We start from the raw sequence: 20056 nt of genomic DNA, 5'->3' as shown, positions 1-20056 counted from the left end.
TCTGCATCACATTTTCATCCTATTCCTAACCGCTCACCGGCGGATGTGGTGTACTCTCTAAATGGTAAAGTACTGGTTCTGAATCAAAGCTACGAACCTATCAGTGTATGCAGTGCCCATAAGGCTCTTAGATTGCTGTTCCTGACAAAGGCCGAAATGGTGGAACAGAAATCCTCGCAGGCAATCCGGTCAGTTTATTTAACATATCCGTTCCCAAGCGTTATCCGATTAAGCACGTATTTGTGCGTCCCGTTTAAGAAAATTGAACTTAGCAGAAAGAATATTCTGCGACGTGATGGGTTTACATGCATGTACTGCGGTGATCGGCGGCTGCCGCTTACGATTGATCACGTGATTCCACGTTCCCGCGGTGGGGTGGAGCAGTGGGAAAACCTGGTATGCGCCTGCGTTAAATGCAACAATCGCAAGGGTTCCCGGACTCCGGAAGAGGCTGGGATGAAATTAGTCCGGCAGCCCAAGAAGCCTAACCACGTTGTATTCCTGAAGCACTATGTAGGAGTTGTTGATGATACGTGGCGTCCGTACCTATTCATGGACTAACAGGGTATTTTTCTCTCTGTTAAATTAATTTAGCGCACTATTGCAATTGGCGTTAGACCACGGGATTCACCAAGAGTCTGTACTACGTACCGTCCTGATGGCAACCTCTCAACAGGTATGGTTACCAGCCCATTCCCACTCCCACGGGCAACTTCTTCACCAATTATATTAAATATGCTTACGTCTAAATCGCCGGATCCGCGCACTGTAACTGCGTGGCTTGCGGGGTTGGGGTAAACAACTGACTGTACGACGGTGTCTTCACCAATCCCCACCGGTTTATCCGGATTCTCAATCCGATACCATGGTGTTTTGTGCTCGGTTGTGTTAATGCTTACGTTAAACTTTCCACCTGCCGACGCTGCAATTGTCCACGACCCGGTCATTTCTCTTCCATCAGCTCCCAACGGAACGATTCTGCAGGAGTCTCGGCCCGGCATGGTCAGAACTAAACGTATCGTACGGCCTTCCATCTGATAGGGCCCGTCACCCAATGAAATCATTTCGTTTTCTGCGTTCCACTCGGCACCTTCATTAGCTCCCCTACTACCAATAACAAGCAGGGAACTGTTACTTTCGGTAATTGGGTCGGCAGTAAGCGAGCTAATAACAACCGACGTGTGCACCCCCTTGCTTAGCTGCTCCACAATCATATTCTTTTCAATAACCAGCTGACCGTCCAGCTTGCCTGCTACACACCAATAGTTTGGAGTGAATACGCGAAGAATTCCCTTTGTGCCATCAAGGAACACCTGGTCGTTCTCAGCGTCAAACCGTGTGGGATCAATCTGTCCTGCCAGTGCACTAACTTCTCTGTGCGGCAATAAGCTTTCTTCTTCCTGGAATTCCTGCCTGGTTTCAGTGCGCCGGAACAGCAGCATTCTTCCGTCTGTATAAATGGATAGCGAATAGGGCTGCGTTATGTGAAAGGGTGGATAGTCCAAAGCTTCTCTACTTTGCGAAATGCTGATTACTTTTCTTGTTGAGTCAACATCAAATCTGCGCATCAATGCACTCATTGCAGGGATTTGCGTAAGGAGCGATGGTTTGTCGCCAAGCGTCCATTCACTGTTCTTTTCTACCGTGCTATTTCCGGCAGTGGCCGTTGACATAAATGTAGAAAAGATCATGCCGTCCCAGTTCTGAACGCCGCTATACACTGGATAAAATATCGTCAACTCATGGGCGTACGGCAAGGGATAGCGAACACTTGCATCGGTGACTACAACAGCCTTACCCTCGAATTTGTTCTGGCTGTGCATCATAAAGTCCCAGGTGGAGTTATCAGCCACATAGTCATTTTTCTGACTTCTGGATTCGGGCCAGCAGAAGAAGTCATACTGCATTGCAGCCTCCTGGTCGAGCCGGGAATATAGCCGCGAACTCGGCGTTAGCAGCGCCTTGCATTTCAGCGTATCCCGAATCAGTTTATAGTCGCGGTCAAGAATGTTGGTTAAATACAGACGATAAAAGTCCGCATTTGCCTTCATCCGCGCGGGACTGATGTTCCGATTGCTAAGCAAGTCCCGTGGAAGGGTTTTCCGCTCAATGCTTTCACCACGTTGTAATCCGTCAACGCCAACCTGCTTAAGCTGCAAGTCATCCAGATATACATCACCTGATTCATGACCCATGTACATCACAAACCGGCCGGCGGCTTCAGGTAATGACGAGGCGAAAAATGAAATTTCGTACCTGGCCCATTGGGATGAAATTCGAACCGAATCAACAACACCGTACGAATTGTACGGTACTCCGTCGCTAACCAGGTAAAGTATAATGCTTCTACTACCCTTTTCGGGTGTTGTTTTGGCAAAGAATGAAAGGGTGTATCTCCCCAGTCTCTCCATTTTGCCCACCGATTGCATTACATAAATGTTATTGAATCTGGGATTCGTTCCAAGGTTACCAATCCGTATTTGTGCACATTGCTGTCCCTGTGCTTTGTCAGACGTAATAAACTGCATCAAGGCCTGGGTGCCATTCTCAGCGCTCACACCAAGCGTCCAGGTCTGGTCAAAGGCATCTTCGAAATCACCATTTCTAAATAAGTTTTGGGTTTGTGTTGGTGTCACGGACCAGGCATCATTGAGAGCCTTGTCTGTTTTAAGCCCCTTTCCTTTTAAAAATCCGAAATACAGCGAATCGATCAGGGCATGGTGTTCGAGACCGATGGTTCGAGGCTGACCAACCGGGTTGGAGGCAACAATTTCACGGGTGTACAACCAGTAGAGGGAAATCGGAGAATTTTCTAACGGCATCACAAAGGCAAGCATGGGGTCGTCTTTATATGCGATGTTGGTAAATGAATTAACATGCGAAAGCAGGAGTCGGATCACGTCTCGGTGGATGCGCTGAATCAGGGGATCGAACAAAACAGTTAATCGGGCACCTACGCCGGCACTATCAGGCTGTCTGACACCGTCATCTTTACGCGGTACCCATGCATTTTGAAACGAGAATCCATATCGAATACCATGCTTGCGAAGATTATAAACAAACCAATCGAACTTTGCCATTTGTCCGGCATCCAATCCCTTACCGGTGGTGGTTGTGCCATCGGGAAAAATGCTAATAGGCCACCAAGGGGTATAATCAAATCCTGTAAACCGAACGATGTTTATTCCGAGAGCACGTAGCCGACGTGCAATCGCAATCGCATTGGAGCTGTCGGGGAAACATGCTCCATAGGCTATTGTAACGCCAACCATTCGGAAAGGACGGCCATCCTCGTAGGCGAAGTGTCCGTTATTCAGGACTATTCTGCTAAAGGTCGTATCCCATGGTCCTGCAACCAGCGATGAGTCAAGAGCTACGTCGGGTCCCATCGTAAATGTGTACGGGTTAACAAGGGGCTGTGCCTTCACGGGAAGGGTCCGGATGGAGTAAAAAAGCAGTAAAACTGACAGCAGTAGTAATGGTGTAGTTTTCATGGTGTGTAGAATGTTATTCGTCGCAATTACCGCTGAACCGAAAGCAAGCTGTGGGTTACTGCTCCTCCGCTGTATAGTCCGAGAATATAATTACCCGTGCTAAGACCTGACACGTTGAACTGTGCCACACCGCTCACGGGGTTCACTTCGGCACTCAGCATTTTTTTCCCGTGCATTGAGTGGACAACAACAGTTGCGTCGGCAACCAGGTTCATGTGCACTCGCACCGTTACCACGTCACTCGCCGGGTTTGGCGATACACTTCTGAATTGAATGGTACTACCTGCCGCAGCCCCTTCCAAAACCTTGCTGGCCCCCTTAAACAGTGGAACAGCCGTTTTCGAGAAATCATGATACAGAATGTTATTAACCACCGTTGAAGGCTGGGCAAACCACTGCAGGAGTACAGATGCGTAGATGTCACGGAAATCATAGTTCATTAACAGGTCACCCCGGTTGTCCAAGGTTTCCAAATCCGGGTCTGCACCAATCACGGAACCCAGAACATTTTCACCAAAAACAAACAGTGGTGCGGCTGTACCATGATCTGTTCCAAGCGAGCCATTTTCGGCAACACGTCTGCCGAACTCCGAGAACGTCATCCCTGCTACTCTGCCTGCATTGCCTGAGTTCTTCATGTCGGCCATAAAGGCTTCCACCGCACCACCAAGATCCGAGAGGAGGTTTGCGTGCGCTCCGGTCAGAGGGTCCGAGCCAACAACCTGGTTTGCGTGGGTATCAAAACTTGAGTTCTCCCAGCTTACCAGGAATACCTTACTCTGCAGGCCACCTGCAATAAGCTGGGCAACCACTCGAAGTTTAGCGGCGATATCGCTATTAGGATAGGTCACCGTTGACGTTGGTGCCGCATCGGCAGCAGTTTTAACAACCGTGGCATACACATCAGCCGAGCGCGCAACATTCCGAACAAACTCGACTTCGGCTGCTGCCTTGGTATCTCCAAGATCTGCTGCAGGGACCTCTTCGATTCCTCCACCTGTACTCACCAGCCTGGCAAACTCGTCAGGGTCACGGAATGTAATTCCCATGCTGCCTTTAGAGCCGGCAAATCCTAACGATTGAGTTCCACCAACCTGAACCGCCAGGGGGTGTTCAGGCAGCTCGGTGGGGAAGCCGGGAGCAAGGATATCCAGATACCTACCCACCCAGCCTGTGGAGCCGAACACCGAGGCATCTGTTGCCGTCAGCCAAATGTCGGTACCCCTAAAGTGCGATCTGTCAGGATTAGGGTAGGTAACACCTTGCACAATCGCGAGCTGACCCTCATCATATAATTTTTTAAAACCACTCAGGGAGGGGTGCAATCGCAACGTATCAGTCAGAGACAAGGCTTTATTCTTGGCGATGGCAAGCTTTGGCCGGTTATTATAATAAATATCGTTATCAACGGGAATAACTGTATTCAAACCGTCATTGCCGCCAGTTAGCTGAATGATAACAAATACGCGGTCAGAATCTTCCAGCAGTCGTCCCATGGCATCACCGCCGGCAAGGGCTTTTACGGTAAAGCCGTCAATCACCGAGGGCAGCGTTGCAACAGCAACAGATGTTGTGCCAACGTTCTTGATAAAGTTTCGTCTGTTCATAACGTTCTCCCTAATTCAGTTGGAATTCAGGCATTCGCACAATTGTCTGCATCAGCAGTTTTATCCTGTTTTCAGCTGTGCCGCTTTCGATATCCCACGAATACGCCGGAGCACCGGCCATCATGATGTCTAACAAAACTGTTTCCTGCTCGGGTGTTGTTTGGACTGGTAACAGCAGGAGAGCCAGGTTTTTAACAACCTGAGCGGCATCGTTGGCATCAGGGAACAACTTTACAAGCGATACCAGGTCGGGCTTCACGGGTTGCCCATTTTCATCCTTGAGCACAGAACTTGTACCGGCAAGCCGGCCATCCAACAACGATTCAGCAAATCGTTGGCGCAATGGAAATGTATTGCTTGTAATCCATTTATGATGTCCAACCCATCCTTGCACGGTTGGAGGGAAAAAGGGTGTCTGCATCAGCGCACTCATGGCACCAGAAATAAGGGTATTGCTCACGCGTGAAATCCCTGTGATATTGGCAAGTCCGATTGCAAACGACATTGGATCCTTAATGAGTGCACCACGAATGGATACATCATAAAAGCCGTTACTAATGAAAAGCGTCCGCAATACCGGTTGCAAATTGTAGTTATTGCTGCGAATGAGCTGAGCCACGCCTTCAACGGTGGCCTCATCTGGATTATGTTCAACAAATGCGTGCAGAATTTTGGTTGCAATAAAACTGGCACATGCATCCTGTTCCAGAGTAATTCGGATAACGTCCTTATACTCCCAGTTCCCTGTCTGACCCAGGATTGTTTTCTCACCAAGGTCAGCCAACTGCCGGTTATAGAGTGATTCCAGGCCATTAACACGCCAGCCGGTAAATGCGCGGGCGGCGTCGATAATATCATGCTCGGTATAGTTTCCAACGCCAAGAGAAAAGAGCTCGAACCACTCGCGACCAAAATTTTCGTTTGGATTGCCTTTAACACTCTGGTCACCGTTCAGGTAGCGTAACATGGCCGGATCGCCTACGATGCCCTCGCTGAGGGCACGGAAATTATATCTGTTTAGCCGAAGGTGGTTACTCTGGGTAACCATGAGCTGTGCATAGTACACCGTTACGTAGTCGCTGGTAAAGTGGTTGTGCCACATTGCCACAAGCTTTTCACGGAATGACGGGTGACGGAGACAGTGCGAAATCCACCAGCTCTGCAGTTCTCCCCACAAGCGGACAACTTCGTTTCTGTCTGCCGAAATGGGCTGCTGTGCCCACGGCGGTTGTTCAAGCGGAGGGTCAAGATTCATGACCAAGTCAAGCGCAGCTTCAGGCATTATGCCCTTCAGTTGGGCTGCCTGCTGCCATGTGGGTGCGAACGTTAGCCTGCGAAGCAGGTGGAATGCGTCCGCCATTGATAGGGGCGTCTGCCTGACAGATAGGTCCATACGGATACTCCCCGACTGATGGTTAAGTAAAGTTAGGATAACGCATATACAATATAGCCGATCAGATGTTACCACATACCAATTTCTACGTAATTTTTCTGGTATTCTGTACCGTAGCTTTGCGCTCATTCATTAACCGGATAGTTGTATGACAAATCATGTACGCGAGTGGCTGATTGCGTGTGCCGTTATTTTGGGGACACTCCTTGTGTTTTTTGGCGACGCGCTCTTTACCGGCAAAAACTTCCTATCGCAGGGCGATAATGTTGCCTTCTACTCTTTTATACCCTATCTGGACGCAGCCAATAAGAGCGGAGAATTCCCCCTGTGGATGCCCTACATCTTTAGCGGCATGCCGTCACTTGCGTCGTTCCTGGCAGCAGGTGAACGAACGTACGATATTGCCAGTATGGCGGTACTTGGAATACCCAGGTTGCTTGGAACCGGTACAGGGAACGATACCTGGCGGCTGGTTCTGTGGTACGGGATTTATGGTATTGGTGTGTTCTCACTGTTAAGAATAAAGAATCTTGGGCAGGGGGCTTCGGTTTTTGGTGCAGTATCGGCTGTGTTTTCTACGTTCGTGATGGTGTGGATTATGATCGGTCACAGCACGAAGCCTGTAAGCTTTGCCACCCTTCCATGGATTCTGCTTGCCCTTGAGCGGATCCGGGTAAAGTTTTCACTGGGGTCGTTGCTAATTCTAATCCTGGCCCTGACTGCGCTGGTAAGCGCTACCCACCCGCAGATGATGTTCTATCTTGGATGTGCTGCCGCACTGTACCTGCTAACGGAACTCATTGTACGGCTAATTCAAAAGGATAATCCCTTGCCGGTACTTACTGCGGGGGGCGCTCTGGTGGTAGCAACCATTTTGGCGCTGAGTACGCATGCCGATATGTTTTTATCAACCAGGGAATACACTCCGTACAGCACACGGGGCTCCGCTCCGCTGGTTCACGTGCAGGGATCACAACAGGAACAGGATGGCGGTAACGACTACGAGTACGCCACAAACTGGTCTTTTTCTCCCGGCGAAATGGCAACATTCGTTGTACCGAACTACTTTGGATTTGGGAATACAAAGGTGAAGATGTCCACCGGCGGGAAGGAGCAGGAAACAAATTTGTACTGGGGCCAGATGCCGTTTACCGACGCCGCCAACTACATGGGTATTGGAGTTCTTCTTTTAGGAATATTGGGAGCGTGGTATAAGCGGAAAGATCCGTTCGTAATCTTCCTTATTGTTTTATCACTGTTCTCTCTGCTACTGTCATTTGGAAAGAACTTCAGCGTTTTGTATGACTTCTTCTACAATTACGTACCGGCATTTAATAAATTCCGAGCCCCTTCAATGGCACTCTGCCTGTTGCAATTCACCATGCCGGTGCTGGCGGCATTCGGTCTGGCCAATGTTTTGGATGACTGGGCCGGGAATGTAAAACGCAGGAAAACCGGGATGTGGATTGCAGGAGCCACAGCAGCCTTCCTGCTGTTTGGTGTAGCCTATACAGGTATTAACGAAGAATCGTATAAGGACGATGTTGCCCACGCCATCATGGCTAAACAGCCCGATCGTGTAACGAGTGCTGATCAGATAAGCAAACAGTACCTGCAGGTTGTGTATGACCAAATGAAGTCTGACTGGATGCAAACCGGATTTCTGGCACTTGCTTTTGGTGTGCTGGTCCTTCTGGTGATTCGGGGGACGTTGAAGCCTTCGGTAGCCATCTATGTGGCTATTGCATTGTCAGTAACTGACTTGTGGCGGGTTGCGGCCCGACCGTACCACCCGCAGGAAGGGTCGCCCGAAAAGAACGTGTTCCGCGTGACCGATGTTGTAAACTATATTAAAAATGACAAAGGCACGTTTCGGATTGCGGATTTAAGCGGGCTACCGGCTAACTGGTGGGCTTACCATTTTGTCGAAAATGTTCATGGCTATTCATCAGCCAAAATCCGGATCTATCAGGATATGCTGGACGTAGCTGCCATGGGTACCGGATCAGAACCACGTCCGGGTAACAGCATCATCGTTAACCCGTTTCTGTGGAACATGCTGAACGTGAAATACATTGTGGCCAAACAGCAGGTGATGGCATCTGCACCCTCCTTTACGGGTTCCGATGGCACACTGGTGTACGCAAATCCGTCAGTGATGCCAAGAGCATGGTTTGTTGATACGGTAATCGTTGAATCCGACAGGCTGAAAACACTGCATCATTTGAGGGACGCAACCTTCAACCTGCAGACAACAGCGTACGTAGAGCAGTCACTGCCCGTAAAACCACAATCTCCTTCTGCCGGCAATGTGGTTACAATGACCCATAAAGAGAACCAGCGTATTGCGTTTAACACAAAAACTGATGCAGAGCGACTGATGGTTATTAGCGAAGTTTATTACCCTGAATGGCACTGTTATGTTGACGGGAAAGAGGTTCCGATCTATCGTACCAACTTCCTTGTCCGTGGCGTTGTTGTTCCGGCAGGCAGTCACACTGTTGAACTGAGGTTTAGCAGCCCAGCTTACAGCCTGGGGAAAACGATCAGCATTGCATCTAACGCCATCATTGCACTTGTGGCATTAGGGAGCCTGCTGTTATGGAGAAGATCACGATCAAAAGCAACAGTGGCATGACGAATGATGAATTAATCGCTCTTTGTAGAGCGTCGCTTCAGGAGCACTCTCATATCAGGCTTACAGCTGAGGTATTTGCTTCTCTCAGTAGTCAGCAGGTAAGTTTGCTTACGAATACCTTTGGTGCCAAAGAACTGCTGCACCTTCCCGATTACGAAGTAGATTTTTTTAACTGGCTTCAGACCGCCGATCCCAATGTGTGGGCCGACCTGTGGGATTCTGACTCGGCCACTCCTTATCTGGTCAGCATGGCGTTCCTGGAGTCGTTCTCGGGTACCGGGCAGGGGGTGTTCCATATTTGCGACCTGCAAAGTACCGACAATTACTACTTTGCTCCCGAGATGTTCGTTGAGCGCGAAAGCGATGCTTACAAATCTGCGGTGCACGATATGGTACTGTCGGGGAAGCCCCTTACCATAGCACAGCTACTGACTGCCGAAGCCTCGGCCGGCCCAGTTGATATATGGCATTTTGCATACCGGCGGGGTATCAACCTTGAAGCGGCAAAGCGTGCAGTGAGCGAGCTGGTAAACGATCGGGTACTGGTACACGTGACCAGTGCTGACCATCTGACCGGTTTGTTCAACGTGGAGTAGTTATGCTGATACTGAAGTTTGGGGGAACCTCCGTCCGCAATGCATCCGCTCTGCGTAACGTGGTGGCTATCGTCAGGAATTGTTATCCGGGTACTAATGGCCTGGTTGTAGTTTTATCTGCTACTGCCGGCACAACAAACGATTTACTGGAGTTATCCAGAATCAGTTGTTTTCGGGATACCGATGTGGCACATCGGTGCAGACTGTTGCATGACAAGCATCTGCAGATTGTAAATGAGCTGATTACCGATTCGCAACTGCGCGATAAGGCAAGTTTATATGTGCATGGTTTAGTGAACGAACTGCAAGAGCTTTGCTGTGCAATTCAAACACTCGAAGAATGTACTGCTATGTCAGCCGATGCAGTAGTATCGTTTGGCGAACGGTTTAGCACGGCAATTCTCACCTGTGCGTTGGTGGAGGCCGGTGTCCCGGTGACAGAGGTTCAGGCACCCATGCTGATAACAACAGACGATAATTTTACCCGGGCTGCCGTAAACATGGAGCAGACCACCTCACAATGCAGAGCACAAATACTGCCACTGGCCGGCCAGGGCATCGTGGTAGTTACCCAGGGATTTACCGGTGCAGACCGTCAGGGACGAGTTACAACTCTTGGCCGTGGGGGGTCTGATGCAAGTGCGGCCATTCTTGGCGCGGCAACAAGTGCCGAGAGGATTGAAATCTGGACAGATGTCAGCGGCATATTTACCGCCGATCCCCGGTTAGTGCCTGAGGCACAGCCTATCCCTGAACTATCGCTCGATGAGGTTCGTGAGCTTGCCCTGTACGGAGCCAAGGTTCTACATCCCGACACCTTGATTCCTGCAATACAAAACAATATCCCTGTGGTAATTCGCAACACCGAGAAGCCAACGGAACCGGGAACAATTGTCAGAAGCAAGGCATCAGTTTCTGCCGACATCAATGCAGTAAGCATGGTACCACGTTGCTTGTATGTGCGCGGTACTGCTACCGCAATCGCTGAACTCTGCAGTATGGAACAATACACCCGGATGCGGGTTGCAGATGCTCAGTCTGTTGAATATCGGGCTGTGGTCTTGCATGCACCTGCAGATCGGATCAATGTCAGAGAATCAATTTTGGCTCAATTTGGTGACGCTGCCGTTGACAACATCTGCATTATTGCCGTCACTGGTCCTGCTGCACAACGGGCAGACAGAGTTGCCGCCATTGCATCGCTTGCTGCACCCTTCAACCCATGCTTTCTTGTGGCCGGCGCTGGCAATTATTCGGTATTTATTGGAGTACCGGATGAGAACAGTGCCGATGCATTGCGGATGCTACATCGTCTGACCTACGGGCAAGCAGGCCGTTGAAACGTCTCTGACGTGTTGCTACTCTTCGTCTGTTTCTGCCTGAGCTGCACGCATCACTTCACGAATTGGCGCCAAGTGCCTAAAGAACAGCAGCAGACAGATTGCCGCATTTAGTATTCGAAGTTCAGTTGTATTCTGGAGTGCTACCGTACTCATTGCTCTAATAGCGCTCTCAGGCATGCTAAAGCCAATAAAAAAAGTTGCTATCGTGGCCGTCATGCTCCCCACATGGATATCACGCCGGATGGCGTAGTAGCCAACGATGTACATCACACCCCAGGTAATCACGATAGGCGGAAACAGTACAGCCCCAACTCCAAGTGCCGTTGCAAGCCCCCTGCCTCCCTTCCATCCAAGAAAGACATTGTAGTTATGTCCAGTTACAACACCTGCGCCCGCAGCCGCCACCACCGTATAGTCCGAGGGGGAAAGGATAAACGCTGTGATAACTGCTACGGCACCTTTTAGCACATCAAACATCCCAACCAGCAACGACGCCTTCATGCTTCCGGTTACATCATACAGATTCCGTGCACCAAGGTTATTGCTTCCCTGTTTTCGAAGATCACTCTGATTAACATACTTCTGGTACAGCCAGGCTGGATTAATAGTACCAATCAGGTAGGCCAATATGAACGAAACAAACGGCATTAGTCACGCACCCGTAACAGTCGTAGTTGAAGAGCCGAAATACCCGCAAGAAGAACAAACACCACCCAGGCAACCGCCGACGCATAGCCCATAAGATTGGTTTGTTCGAATGCGGAATTGTACACATTGTACACAAGTGTAGTTGTTGCGCCCAGAGGCCCCCCTTTCGTCATGACATACACTTCGACAAATATCTGAAAACTCTTTATCGTATTAATAACCACAACAAAAAGCAACGTTGGCTTTACAAGCGGAAGCGTTATCCGTACAAACTGCTGCCAGGGAGTAGCACCCTCAAGGCTTGCTGTTTCGTATAAATCGCGGGGGATTGTTTCCATTGCCGACAGGAATAATATCATGTAATAGCCAATACTAATCCAGACGTCCATGAACATGATTGCCGGCAGAGCAGTCTGTGTAGAAAGTAACCACCCATGCTCAGGCACCGGGAACCCGATCATGGAAACCAAGGCCGAGATGTATCCGTCGCGTGAATACAGATTGGTAAATATCAGTGCAATTACCACGAGCGACGTGACCGATGGCAGAAAATAGCTGGAGCGCAGAACGGTGGCATACTTTGCCGTCTGAGATCGTACTGCCGTAGCCAGAAGCAGCGCTGCCGCTGTTGTTACCGGTACTGTTCCGCCGGTAAATATTGCCGTATTACGAAAAGCCTGCCAGAAAGAGTCCGATGTGAAGACCGCCTTGTAGTTATCAAAACCAACAAACGTCATACTATTTGTTAATGTTTGATACTCTGTAAAACTTAACACCAGCGCATAGATCAACGGATAAATCCAAAATACCGCAAGTGTAATCACCCATGGTGCAAGAAGAACGGCTTTAACAGTCGTTGACTTCATATCGTTTCTTTCCTGACCATCTCCCGGAGCAGGGCATAAAGGAGCTCGACTGGTAATCCCACCACGGTATAGTAACACCCGTGAATTGACTCTACAAAAACAGCTCCAAAATCATCCTGTATGCCATAGCCCCCTGCCTTATCTAACGGAGAACCACCCTGAACATACATAGCTATCTCGTCTGCCAATAACGTCCGAAAGGTAACCTTGGTTGACCGATACCCTATGTACTCGGCATTCGTTTTGCCGTTAATTACAGCAAGTCCGGTGTACACGGTATGCGTTTTACCGCTCAGGGACATCAGCATTTGAGTGGCATCGGTAGCCGATGCAGGTTTGTTTAGTACCGTGTTATTTAGAACAACGGTTGTATCGGCTCCGATTACAATACTATCAGGTGCACAGAGCTCTAATCCGCGCCGTGCTTTCTGAACGGCAAGCGTTTGTACATACTCGTTAAAAGGCTGAACAGCGGGAACAGCTTCTTCATCAACGGATGGTGTTACGGTTGTGAATTCAAACCCCAAACCGGTGAGTAGTTGTCTGCGTCGCGGAGACTGCGACGCAAGCACCAGCGGTGTTGGTATATTCAGAAATTCATTAAGGGTATGTTTCATCGCGGCACAATACTACCGCAGAATGGTAAATTCAACACGTCTGTTTTCCTGCCTGCCCTCCTCGGTAGCGTTCGTGGCAACCGGCTTAGAGCGACCATATCCTTTGGCTACCATTCTGGAATCTGCAATTCCAGCCGCTACCAGGTACGTTTTCACAGCACGTGCACGGTCAGTACTCAGCGTGATATTGGCGCCATCGGTACCAATACTGTCAGTATGCCCCGAGATCTCTATCTTAACGGTTGGATTATCGGACATGAATTTAGCCAGACGATTGAGCTCGGCGTTTGATTCTGCACGAAGTGTTGCTTTGGCAAAATCAAAAAACACGTTATTCAAGCGTAGGGTTGTAAGTGCCCTGACAGGCGTAAGCAGCAGATCCTTCACGGTCTCGGTATAATGGTTTAGCGAGCTGGCATCAAAACTTTCACTAAGAGCATAATATCCCTTTGCCCTGGCATGCACTCCGTACTGTTTGCCCTGCTGAAGCACAATCCGATATTCGCCATTCACCGGTGAACTGTTTGCAACCCCAACCGTTGTTGCGGTACCCAGATCTTCGTAAACAACTTCAGCACCAACCGGCTCCTTTGAAATTGCATCCAGAACCTTGCCACGTAGCACTACAAGGGGTTTGGGGCGAGCACCTGTTGGTAAGGCAATTTGAAAAATGTCACCGTCACCGATCGAGTTTTTTGTACTGCTATAATAGGCAACATCGCCCTTGCCGGTAGTTTGCAAAAATGTATCGTGCTCGTCGGTGTTGATAGACGGACCAAGGTTTTCGGGCTCAGACCATTTCAGCCATGTATCATCAAGCCTGCGCGAAACAAATACATCCCTGCCACCATAGCCGGGATGACCGCTCGAGCTAAAGAATAGAGTCGTATTATCGGCAGCGATGAAGGGGCTAACCTCCATCCCGACGGTATTAATCGTCTTCCCAAGACTTTGGGGCTTGGTCCACCCCTTACCATCCGGTTTTCGGAAGCATACGTATAAATCGTTTGCACCAAAAGTGTCATCAGACTCCAGAGAAACAATAAGCACCGATCCGTCGGGTGTGATATGAGAGTTTAATACAACTCCATTATTTACAATACTGTCAACAGGCAGAGCCTCGGGGAAGCTCCAGCCTGTGGCCGTACGATGGCTTACCGAAATACCGTCACCGTTCCGCGATGTTCCGTCCTGTGAATACACTCCCTGAACATAAATGCTGTTATTGTCTTGAGATAAAGCAAGAGCGTAATTCGACGTAGCTGTGTTTAGTGGTTTCCCAAGGTTTATGGCAGTTGTCCATTCTCCGTCAGCTCCTTTCTCGGACCACCAGATATCCCGGTCGTTCGAGTCTCCCATGTTACCAGGGTGCTGTCCTCTGCTAAACACCAGCACCGAGCCGTCAGCCGAAATGCAGTCCAGCAAATCATCGGCCGTCGTGTTAATTGTTTCGGGCAGGTGAGTGGGTTTCGACGCAACATCGGCACCGGCAACAATCCTGATGTTGTCAGGTGCTGATGTGGTAGCAACAAGGTAATCGGCTTCTACTGTACATGGTTCTGATATGTAAAACCCCAGCTCGTTGCCTAATACCAGGTAGTACGAATATGTATATTCCGCAACGCACTCATCGTTTATAAATAGCCCGACGGCATCGTTGTGCTTTACGATTTTAAATGTGTTCCACTCACCAATTTGCCTTGGTTTTGACAGCGTACGTGACCCAATCTTTTTATACTTGTCGTCTTTATAGCGTGCTAAGGTGGCGTCACCCGAGGCCGTGACCATGGCGATATACACGTTATTGGTTGACTCTGCATTAAATATCAGCCCGCACTCTGCATTCTTAACAGCCTCTGTAAAGCGAAGCCTCGAGGTTATGATCCAATTTCTCTCTTTTGGTAATGCTACTGTCTGATGTAATATGTTAAATGTTTTTTCAGAAGAATATGTTAGACTATACACGCCATCCTTAACGGTGGCATGAAGTGAATTGCTTGAGTTATTACCTGTAAACCACTCCCGCTGATTTGAGGTAAACTGCTCATCCATTAGTGTTTCAGACGTCTGTGCTTCGGAAAGTTGTCCAACCAGAATAATCAAAACAGGAAACAAAACAATACGCAGCAATGTGTACTTCATTCAACTCCTTCATCGTTATCATAATTTCACAAACAAGAAATCGGGACCGGTACATATCTGAACAATGCACGGTCACCGATGTTTACACACGGCAAACACAATTGGAGCCATTCCTTGCTGATTCACAAACCAGGATTCAGTAACCGTAAACTCCGTTTGCGGCAGGCCTGAAAAAAGGTCACGAACTGCAGCGAGCTCGCGCATGCCTTCCGGATGGCTGTAAACCACAACAGTAATCACGCCGCCTAATTTAAGCAATTGCATAGCTTGCTGGAGGGCAGCTACAGTCTTCCCGGCCGTTGTAGTAATCTGTTTATCGCCGCCCGGACGATAACCAAGGTTAAACATGACTGCTGTTATGTGCCCGTGATGCTCCGTTGGAATTGAAGCCAACATGTCTTCATGTCCAATGGTAAACAAGCGTACTATCGAAGCATATTGTTCAGTTTTTCCCCTTGTTACCCGGATGGAATCCTCCTGAATATCAAAACCAAGAACAAGGCCGGCAGGCGCAACGCGTTCTGCCAGGAAGAGTGTATCAAATCCGTTTCCAACGGTTGCGTCAACAACCACATCGCCGGGCATTACAACACCGCGCAGCAATGTGTGTACGTACGACACTGCATTATTGAAGCTCATTCCCGCCACCAACGCATTGTAGAGATTTCGGGATCAACGGCAATGTTGTTTAGAATCAGATTAGCACACTGCTTTGCTGTCCACGGGGCCCAAAGAATTCCTTTAAGGCCAAGACCGTTGACGATGTAATGGCGTGCATACCTGGGATGTTTACCAATTACTGGCCGTTTATTCTGCAGTGCCGGCCGGACTGCTGCTCTATGGTCAACAACCGTCAGCCTGCGGTTCAGCAGCTTTTCTGCAGCCGTGAGTAAGTTCTCACCAGCTTCCCTGTCCGGTTGTGTATCGTCAAAATCCCACACGTAGGTCGAGCCAATACGCAGGTATTGCACGTTCGGCTCATTGGGTGAGTGCTGACGCGGAACCACGCCAATTCCCTGTGTATAGATGGCGGTAAGGGGTTCTGCAGTTTGTACAGCATCCAGGATGTCTCCCTTTACAGGCTGAAACGGCAGCCAATTCCATAGTGTTGATTTTGAAGCTCTCCACCCCGTACACCAAACCACCAACTCGTTATCAGCCGGCGTATAAGCATCTACCTCTTCAGCATTGTATTCAGCCGGTGTAACGGATTCAAGGGCAGTAAGTGTAGCCTGGGCATCCACAACATAGCCATCGTATTCTACTCCACCGAGTACGGCTGGCACCGAGTTTACAATCCCCGGCTCGATACGTGCCCACGGTGCTTTTAGCCCCCTGTCAACTGCAGTCATCCAAAACTGGCGATCTTTTTCGGAAGCAAAAATCCTGCGAATCGTAGAACTGTGCAGAAGCGAAACACCTGTTCTTTCTTCAAGTTGCCGGTAAGCGTTCAGCGAGTATGGGATAATCTCGTCTGCGCGCCATTGCAGCTGCGGACGTGACCCTGTGATTGGATTGATAACACCGGCGGCAACATTCGACGCACGGTTCCTGTCGGGAACATCAAAGAATCGTACACTGCATCCATGGTGAAACAGTTCGTAGCCAAGCCATGAGCCGGCAAGACCTTTGCCTATGATGGTGATGCGCAGTGGCATGGCGGTTTACAACCCATGGAGCGAACCGGTATTTTAATGGTTGAAAACCGACTCGTAATTATGCTCTATTTGTGTACACAGGTCCTGCACAGTACAACCTCTAAGCTGTGCAACACGTTCATAAAGCTGTTTAACAGATACACTGGCATCGTCGCCCGTGGCAAGAAACAGTCTGTCGGCCGGGATTGCTACAACAGAATCAGTTGCAGCACCATCCTGCATGATTGCCGAACCAAATGCAACATAAATCCCCGCCTCAACAAGGCGTTCCAGCGTATCAGGTCCCTTAATAAAATTTAGCACCACCCACGGCTGTACAGTTTGTAGTTCTCTGTTCAAAGTAACAACATCAGCATGGGCACGCACACAGTGAACCAGCAGTGGTTTGCAAACGAGCTCACTGAATGAGACCATGTCTTCGAACGCATGAATCTGTTCCGCCCATCCGGTTCTTGACGATCTGTCCAGGCCACAGGGTCCAATCGCCACAACGGTCTCGGTATGTGCCAAATCACGGGCGGTAAACAGCACGTCTTCAATATCATCGGCAATATCCCGCGGGTGGACTCCAACGCTGCTGGGTTCATCATCGTCCAGGCTGTCAGTTTCGGCATTTACGTAAATAGCAAGGATTGACTTCACATCCGGATCGTCCGAACGTTTGGTAGTCATAATGTCGTAAAAAGTCATGCAGCTTCTAGTTTGCTCCGGAATTTCCCAAAAATAATACTGTTCCAGTACACTTTCATACAAAACGGCAATTGCTGATTTCGTTATACTTCGTGCTAATAATCCAGTATCCAAATTATGGATACGGACCCCAAATAATAAAAAAAAGCCGGGACACCATTTGGGTCCCGGCACCTACCGTCATTCCAATCATTCCTGCTTCGCACCGCTCGTTTGCTCCTCATTCTGTTCACGAGAACATCGGGAATAAACGTGTGCGCTTCAGGCTCAACGGAATTAATACATATCCATTCCACCGCCCGGATGCGGAGCCGGTGCAGCATCTTTTTCCGGATTCTCAACAATCGTAGCTTCGGTCGTGATCAGGAGTGACGCAACCGACGCAGCATTTTCGAGAGCTACGCGTGACACCTTGGTTGGATCGATAACACCGGCTTCAAACAGGTCTTCGTACTGTTCGGAATAAGCATTAAAGCCAAAAGCCCCTTTCCCTTCCTTGATCTTGTTCACAACAACCGACGGTTCGATGCCGGCATTAACAAGGATCTGGCGGATTGGTTCTTCGATTGCTTTGCGGATGATGTTTACGCCGGTGCGCTGATCGTCGTTCTCTACCTTTACGTTATCCAAACGGTCGATCGTGCGCAGATATGCAACACCACCACCGGGTACGATGCCTTCTTCAACGGCAGCGCGTGTGGCAGCAAGGGCATCATCAACGCGGGCCTTCTTTTCCTTCATCTCAACTTCGGTAGCAGCACCGATTTTCAGAACGGCTACGCCACCGCTAAGCTTGGCCAGACGCTCTTGCAGTTTTTCGCGGTCGTAATCACTTGTCGTCTTCTCAATTTGAGCCTTGATTTCATTAACGCGCTTCTTGATTTCTTCACTGGAGCCGGCGCCTTCAACGATGGTTGTGTTGTCTTTGTCAATCGTAACACGCTTTGCTGTACCAAGCTGTGTAATCGTGGCTGCGTCGAGCTTAAATCCTTTCTCTTCGCTGATAACCATGCCGCCGGTTACAATGGCTACATCTTCGAGCATTGCCTTGCGACGATCTCCGAATCCTGGTGCCTTAACGGCTGCTACCTTCAGTGTGCCGCGCAGACGGTTCACAACCAAGGTTGCCAGGGCTTCGCCTTCGATATCTTCGGCAATAATGAGCAGGGCCCGGCCAGCTTGTGCTGTTTTCTCAAGAATTGGGAGCAGATCCTTAATTGCACCAACCTTCTTGTCGTGAATAAGAATGTACGGGTTCTCAAGAACACATTCCATTGTGTCGGGGTCAGTTACAAAGTAGGGCGACAGATAGCCACGGTCAAACTGCATACCTTCTACAACTTCAACACTTGTATCAGTACCCTTGGCTTCTTCAACGGTAATTACACCGTCCTTGCCAACCTTATCCATTGCATCGGCAATAAGGGTACCGATTGTTGCATCGTTGTTTGCCGAAATCGTTCCTACCTGTGCAATTTCTTTCTTTCCGGTTACGGTACGGCTTAATTCGGCCAGACCCGAATACACTTCCTTTACCGCTGCGTCGATACCACGCTTGAGATCCATCGGATTTGCACCGGCAGTAACGTTCTTCAGACCTTCACGCACGATAGCCTGGGCAAGAACAGTGGCTGTTGTTGTACCGTCTCCTGCACTGTCGCTTGTTTTTGATGCTACTTCACGTACCATTGCTGCACCAAGATTCTCCATTGAATCCTGAAGCTCAATTTCTTTAGCAACCGATACACCGTCCTTGGTAACGGTTGGCGGACCAAATTTCTTATCGATTACCACGTTACGACCTTTCGGCCCAAGAGTAACCTTTACTGCGTCTGCCAGTTGATCAACGCCACGCTTCAGAGCGGACCGCGCGTCAACATCAAATGAAATTTTCTTACTTGCCATGATAAACCTTTCGTTGTTTCTTTAGTAAATGATAAGGGGCTTTGAATTACTTAATCACAGCGAATACATCGGATTCGCGCATTATGAGCAGGTCGTCTCCATCAAGTGAAATTTCGGTTCCGCTGTACTTGCCGTACAACACCTTGTCGCCTACCTTTAACTGCATTGGAACTACCTTCCCGTCATCTCCAATTTTGCCACCGCCAACGGCCATGATTTCGCCTTGCATCGGCTTTTCCTTGGCTGTATCCGGTATTATAATTCCACCCTTTGTTGTTTCCTCGGGTGTTGCAGGTTTTACGATCACGCGATCGTGCAAGGGAGACAAATTCATCGCTAACTCCATGAAATGATATGTGAATATTGACGTGAGTTATTAGCACTCGCCGTAACTGAGTGCTAATAGGACGGCAAAAATAGAGTATTATTGATGTTCCGGCAAGAGGTTTGGGGTAGAAG

At 49.2% G+C, this 20056-nt stretch carries 16 protein-coding genes; 4 read left to right on the top strand and 12 right to left on the bottom strand.

The genetic code is table 11. The features are described 5' to 3' along the window. The first annotated feature begins 48 nt into the window (after positions 1 to 48). Positions 49 to 561: an HNH endonuclease gene (locus tag HRU79_07595; protein ID QOJ27296.1), complete on the top strand. Its 513-nt coding sequence runs from the start codon at positions 49 to 51 to the stop codon at positions 559 to 561. A 29-nt stretch (positions 562 to 590) separates the two neighbouring features. On the opposite strand, the gene HRU79_07590 is transcribed toward HRU79_07595, so the two are convergent. From HRU79_07590 to HRU79_07580, 3 genes are read right to left on the bottom strand one after another with little or no spacing between them, the layout of a single operon-like run. Then, complete coding sequence (locus HRU79_07590; GenBank protein ID QOJ26521.1) at positions 591 to 3494, bottom strand: T9SS type A sorting domain-containing protein; 2904 nt, start codon at positions 3492 to 3494, stop codon at positions 591 to 593. 26 nt (positions 3495 to 3520) lie between these two features. Further along, entirely contained in the window at positions 3521 to 5101 is a 1581-nt protein-coding gene (locus HRU79_07585) for a DUF1501 domain-containing protein (protein QOJ26520.1), read from the bottom strand. Positions 5102 to 5111: 10 nt separating this feature from the next. Next, entirely contained in the window at positions 5112 to 6494 is a 1383-nt protein-coding gene (locus tag HRU79_07580) for a DUF1800 domain-containing protein (protein QOJ26519.1), read from the bottom strand. A gap of 148 nt (positions 6495 to 6642) precedes the next feature. Here HRU79_07580 and HRU79_07575 point away from each other — a divergent pair, with 148 nt between their 5' ends. The 3 genes from HRU79_07575 to HRU79_07565 are packed head-to-tail and all read left to right on the top strand — an operon-like array spanning position 6643 to position 11068. Further along, complete coding sequence (locus HRU79_07575; protein ID QOJ26518.1) at positions 6643 to 9132, top strand: YfhO family protein; 2490 nt, start codon at positions 6643 to 6645, stop codon at positions 9130 to 9132. Then, on the top strand, positions 9096 to 9728 hold the full coding sequence (locus tag HRU79_07570) for a hypothetical protein (GenBank protein ID QOJ26517.1): 633 nt from the start codon (positions 9096 to 9098) through the stop codon (positions 9726 to 9728). Before HRU79_07575 ends, HRU79_07570 begins: the two co-directional genes overlap by 37 nt. A gap of 2 nt (positions 9729 to 9730) precedes the next feature. Further along, entirely contained in the window at positions 9731 to 11068 is a 1338-nt protein-coding gene (locus HRU79_07565) for an aspartate kinase (GenBank protein QOJ26516.1), read from the top strand. 18 nt (positions 11069 to 11086) lie between these two features. Here the strand turns inward: HRU79_07565 and HRU79_07560 are convergent, their stop codons facing one another. The 9 genes from HRU79_07560 to HRU79_07520 form a co-directional block, all read right to left on the bottom strand. Further along, positions 11087 to 11719, bottom strand: coding sequence for a glycerol-3-phosphate acyltransferase (locus HRU79_07560; protein ID QOJ26515.1), 633 nt, complete (start codon positions 11717 to 11719; stop codon positions 11087 to 11089). Then, the gene (locus HRU79_07555; protein QOJ26514.1) at positions 11719 to 12585 is read right to left on the bottom strand and encodes a sugar ABC transporter permease; all 867 of its coding nucleotides are present in this window, start codon (positions 12583 to 12585) and stop codon (positions 11719 to 11721) included. Before HRU79_07555 ends, HRU79_07560 begins: the two co-directional genes overlap by 1 nt. Continuing rightward, a complete protein-coding gene (gene maf, locus HRU79_07550) occupies positions 12582 to 13178 on the bottom strand; it encodes a septum formation inhibitor Maf (protein ID QOJ27295.1) in 597 nt (198 codons plus the stop codon). The genes HRU79_07555 and maf overlap by 4 nt, the downstream gene beginning before the upstream one ends. Positions 13179 to 13214: 36 nt before the next feature. Next, positions 13215 to 15344, bottom strand: coding sequence for an OmpA family protein (locus tag HRU79_07545; protein ID QOJ26513.1), 2130 nt, complete (start codon positions 15342 to 15344; stop codon positions 13215 to 13217). A gap of 72 nt (positions 15345 to 15416) precedes the next feature. Beyond that, positions 15417 to 15983 carry a methyltransferase domain-containing protein gene (locus tag HRU79_07540; protein QOJ26512.1) on the bottom strand — a complete coding sequence of 189 codons (567 nt, stop codon included), beginning with the start codon at positions 15981 to 15983 and terminating at the stop codon, positions 15417 to 15419. Beyond that, positions 15980 to 17002, bottom strand: coding sequence for an FAD-dependent oxidoreductase (locus HRU79_07535; protein ID QOJ26511.1), 1023 nt, complete (start codon positions 17000 to 17002; stop codon positions 15980 to 15982). Before HRU79_07535 ends, HRU79_07540 begins: the two co-directional genes overlap by 4 nt. A gap of 33 nt (positions 17003 to 17035) precedes the next feature. Beyond that, positions 17036 to 17674 (bottom strand): TatD family hydrolase, encoded by a 639-nt coding sequence (locus HRU79_07530; GenBank protein ID QOJ26510.1) that lies wholly within the window; start codon positions 17672 to 17674, stop codon positions 17036 to 17038. A gap of 294 nt (positions 17675 to 17968) precedes the next feature. After that, the gene (gene groL / locus HRU79_07525; GenBank protein QOJ26509.1) at positions 17969 to 19597 is read right to left on the bottom strand and encodes a chaperonin GroEL; all 1629 of its coding nucleotides are present in this window, start codon (positions 19595 to 19597) and stop codon (positions 17969 to 17971) included. Positions 19598 to 19643: 46 nt separating this feature from the next. Then, entirely contained in the window at positions 19644 to 19931 is a 288-nt protein-coding gene (locus HRU79_07520; GenBank protein QOJ26508.1) for a co-chaperone GroES, read from the bottom strand. Positions 19932 to 20056: the final 125 nt, after the last annotated feature.

Source organism: Ignavibacteria bacterium (assembly GCA_015709655.1).
In the GTDB taxonomy this organism is placed as follows: domain Bacteria; phylum Bacteroidota; class Ignavibacteria; order Kapaibacteriales; family Kapaibacteriaceae; genus OLB6.
This window is presented reverse-complemented; position numbering and strand designations above follow the sequence as displayed.